General features: G+C 65.9%; 3 protein-coding genes. All 3 read right to left on the bottom strand.

Features of this window, described 5'->3' with window-relative positions:
* Positions 1-22: 22 nt before the first annotated feature.
* The 3 genes from AC1DQP_RS18140 to AC1DQP_RS18130 all read right to left on the bottom strand — a co-directional run bounded on the left by AC1DQP_RS18140 (position 23) and on the right by AC1DQP_RS18130 (position 3,515).
* Positions 23-2,392, bottom strand: coding sequence for a methyl-accepting chemotaxis protein (locus AC1DQP_RS18140; RefSeq protein WP_478052162.1), 2,370 nt, complete (start codon positions 2,390-2,392; stop codon positions 23-25).
* A 96-nt stretch (positions 2,393-2,488) separates the two neighbouring features.
* Positions 2,489-2,872 (bottom strand): hypothetical protein, encoded by a 384-nt coding sequence (locus tag AC1DQP_RS18135; RefSeq protein WP_256777578.1) that lies wholly within the window; start codon positions 2,870-2,872, stop codon positions 2,489-2,491.
* A 151-nt stretch (positions 2,873-3,023) separates the two neighbouring features.
* On the bottom strand, positions 3,024-3,515 hold the full coding sequence (locus AC1DQP_RS18130; protein WP_256777579.1) for a chemotaxis protein CheW: 492 nt from the start codon (positions 3,513-3,515) through the stop codon (positions 3,024-3,026).
* Positions 3,516-3,606 lie beyond the last annotated feature (91 nt).

Raw genomic sequence — 3,606 nt, 5'->3', positions numbered from 1 at the left:
GGTTTACAGGCCGCTGGCGGGCTTAGAACTCCTGCCAGTCGCCGTCGGCCAGTTCGGTGGCAACCGGGCGGGCGGCGGGGCGGCGGGCCGGTGCCGGTGCGGCGGCAACCTGGCGCACCGGGGCGCGCGAGGCTGGCGGGGCGAACGCCACCGGTGCCACCACGTCCTGCGCGTCGAGGGTGAAGATCGACACTGCATCGCTGAGGTGGCCGGCCTGCTCTTCCATCGAGCGGGCGGCGGCAGTGGCTTCTTCCACCAGGGCGGCATTCTGCTGGGTGGTTTCATCCATCTGCACGACGGTCTGGTTGACCTGCTCGATGCCGGCGGACTGCTCCTGCGAAGCGGCGGAGATCTCGGCCATGATGTCGGTCACGCGCTGCACCGAGGCAACGATTTCGCCCATGGTCGCGCCGGCCTTGTGCACCAGTGCCGAGCCGTCGTTGACCTTGCCGACCGAGTCGTCGATGAGGCCCTTGATCTCCTTGGCGGCACCGGCCGAACGCTGGGCCAGGGTGCGCACTTCGGAGGCGACCACGGCAAAGCCGCGGCCCTGTTCGCCGGCACGCGCCGCTTCCACCGCCGCGTTGAGCGCCAGGATGTTGGTCTGGAAGGCGATGCCGTCGATGACCGAGATGATCTCGGCGATCTTCTTGGACGAGGTCTGGATCGCGCTCATGGTGGTGACCACCTGGCCGACCACGTCACCGCCCTGGCTGGCGACGGTGTGTGCGCCAATGGCCAGCTGGTTGGCCTGGCGGGCATGCTCGGCGTTCTGGCGCACGGTGGAGGTGAGTTCCTCCATCGAGGCGGCGGTTTCTTCCAGGTTGGCGGCCTGCTGCTCGGTACGGCGCGACAGGTCGCTGTTGCCGGTGGCGATCTCGCTGGCAGCCGAGCTGATGGCCTGGCTGGAATGCTTGATGCGGGTGACGATGCCGCTGAGCTGCTCGGCGGTGGCGTTGGCATCGTCGCGCATGGTGGCGAATACGCCCTGGAAATCGCCGTGCATGCGCACGGTCAGGTCGCMCTGCGACAGCGCGGTGAGCAGGCCGGAGATCTGTTCGATGCTGGCCGCGTTGGCGTCCAGCAGGCCGTTGATCTGCTGTGCCAGCTGCAGGAAGAAGCCTTCCTTGCCTTCGGCGACGATGCGACCGGACAGGTCGCCGGCAGCGGCCTGGGCGATCACGCGCGCCACTTCGGCCTCGACCAGCGCTTCGGGGGTACGGTCACGCCATTCCACGACGTGGCCGACGCTCTCGCCTTCTTCGTTGCGGATGGTCGAGACCACCTGGGCGAACTGGGCATCACCGAACTGCATCGCGCGACGGGCCACGCCATGCTGCTTGAGGTTGGCCAGCAGGCTGGCATCCATCTCGCCGCGGTGCTCCAGCACGGTGAGCGGACGTCCGACCAGCGAGGCGCCTGCGTCGAACTCGGGCAGGTGCTTGCGCAGCTCGTCCTGGTACTGGGACAGGCTCTGCTCCAGGGCGCGGTTGGCGTAGACGATGTTGAGCTGGTTGTCGGTCAGGTACACGCCGGTGGAGCTGTAATCCAGCGCGGTGCGGATACGCAGGTTCTCGCGGGCGATGGCCTGGTCGGTCTCGGTGCGCTCGCGCAGGTCGCGCTGCATGCGCTGCATGGCCTGCATCAGGTCACCGACTTCATCCTTGCGGCTGACGTCGATGTGGCCATCGAGCTTGCCGCTGGCGACATCGTTGGCCACCGACACGGCGCCGCGCATGCTGCCCACCAGCGAACGGGCGAACAGGAACACCAGCACCAGGCCCAGGCCGGCGCCGCCGAGCAAGGCGATGACGGTCAGGGTGGCCGAAGCGGCGTAGGTGGACTCGGCTTCCTCGCGCGAGGCGCGGGCCAGCCGGTTGTCTTCGGCGATCAGTGCTTCGAGCGCGGACGAGGCCTTCTGGTGCTTGCTGCGGGTCTCGCCGACGAAGGTGTCGATGGCATCGTCGGGCAGGTCCAGCTCCAGCATTTCGCTGACCGCATCGTAGGAAACCAGCGCGTCTTTCCAATCCTTGGCGAAGGTATCAAACAGCTTCTTCTGCTGGGGATTGTCGATCAGTTCGGGGTATTTCTTGATGGCCAGGTCGATCTTGCCGCGCAGGTCGGCGGCACGGGTCTTGGCTTCGGCCTTGACGTCTGCGCTGGCGCGGATGAGGCCCTGGTAGGCCGAGTTGCGGTATTCGCCGACCATGCCGCGGATTTCACCGGCAGTACGGATGCTCTCCATCCGGTGGCCCGCCAGTTCGGTGGTGACGTTGTTGAGTGAGTACAAGCCACGATAGGCCACGATGCCCTGCAGCAGCATCACCAGCAGGAGGACGCCGAAAGTCAGCATCAACTTCGGCATCAGTTTGAGGTTGTTGATCCAGGGCATGGGCGGTGCGATCTCCAAGGGCAAACGCGTCCGGGCATCGTGCCCGGTTGCAGCGACCACGCCGGACGGTGCCGGCGTGGCATGGCGTACAGCGGATTACTTGATGTTGGCGAGCTTGAGGCCGGCCGGCGAGCTGACTTCGATTTCAGCGCGCGATGCGTCACGGGCGATCTTGCCGATCACGCAGACGGTCTTGCCTTCCAGGCTTTCCAGCGGGAAGCTGAACTTGCCGCGGTTGGCGCCGGCGATGCGGGCCGAGAAGGTGTGGCGCGGGAAGGCGCCGCCCATGTACAGGAAGGTCGGCTGGCCTTCGGAACCTTCGGCGTAGCGGGCCTTTTCGACCTTGCCGCAGACCATGCCGTCCTTGCCGACCGAGCGCGGTGCCATCTCCGGCGGGATCATTTCAGCCGACTGGGCGAAAGCGGACGAGGCGGAGGTGGCGAGAACGGCAACCGAGAACAGCGCAAGCAGGGACTTCATCGGGAAAAATCTCCGGGGAAAATGGACGAATTGGCCCGGCCTTGGGCAGCCCTACACAGCCGGGTCCTGAAGCAGCTATCGGCCGTCCTGGACGGAACTGAAGAACTTTTTTCACCCCGCGTCCACGCGGTGGTGAGCGGAGCGGGCACGATCAGGCAGCAGCGTCTTCGACGTGGCTGGGCTGGCCCATGTCGGCGCTGTCGAGCAGGGTTTCGATATCCAGCAGGATCAGCATGCGATCGTCCTGGGTGCCGATGCCGGAAATGAAGCGGGTATCGACGGCGGCGCCAAACTCGGGGGTGGGGCGGATCTGGTCGGCGCTGAGCGGGATGACGTCGGAGACGCTGTCCACGACGATGCCGACCACGCGGTCTTCGACGTTGAGCACGATCATGACGGTGAAGGCATCGTAGGTGGCCTTTTCCAGGCGCAGCTTCAGGCGCAGGTCGATGACCGGGACGATGGTGCCGCGCAGGTTGATGACGCCCTTGATGTAATCCGGTGCGTCGGGAACGCGGGTGACCGAGTCGTAGCCGCGGATTTCCTGCACCTTGAGGATATCCACGCCGTAGTGCTCGGCGCCGAGGGTGAAGCTGAGGTACTCACCACCGCTGCTGGCGGCATTTAGGTTGCTGTCGTTCATCGAAGGAATCCTGGGTCGGGCGTGGCGGTAGAAAAACCGGGCGTCACGCTGGATATCGGCCTGGATGGGGGCGACTTTAGAGGGGGTGTGG

This window comes from Stenotrophomonas sp. P5_A8, from assembly GCF_056400545.1.
This window is presented reverse-complemented; position numbering and strand designations above follow the sequence as displayed.